Below are 381 nucleotides of genomic sequence, written 5' to 3'. Positions count from 1 at the left end.
GATCTCGGCCTGCCACCAGGCGGGGGACCGCTCCTCGTCCTCGGCGGCCGCATCGATCATGATCTGCGAGATCGTCGTGTAGGTGCGCACCCAGGCGGCTTCTGCGGCCTCGTTCCAGGTGTCCGGGGCGTAGCGGCCGAGCGCGGCGATCAGGCATTCGCCGACCGCGGGGTAGTGCTCGGGCAGGGTGCCGTACTTCCGGTGCCCGCGGCCGAGCCGGGAGAGGTAGGCGGTGAGGGTGGCGGCGTCCTCGGCGTGCCGGGCGGCGGTCAGCAGCGCCTTGAAGAGGCGGTCGCGCTGGGCGTCCATGGCTGCGGGGAAGAGGGCGCGGAGATCGGGGTGCCGGAGGAACAGGAGGGCGTAGAAGTACGAAGTGGCCTT

1 protein-coding gene is annotated in these 381 nt (G+C 71.7%); it reads right to left on the bottom strand.

Annotated elements, in window-relative coordinates:
- Positions 1 to 381 (bottom strand): globin domain-containing protein (locus ACSNOH_RS35205; protein ID WP_436725506.1); only part of this gene is annotated, 381 nt, incomplete at both ends.

It is taken from the genome of Streptomyces sp. URMC 127 (assembly GCF_051386535.1).
GTDB lineage: Bacteria > Actinomycetota > Actinomycetes > Streptomycetales > Streptomycetaceae > Streptomyces.
The sequence above is the reverse complement of the archived record's forward strand: the minus strand, read 5'-3'. Positions and strand labels throughout refer to the sequence as shown.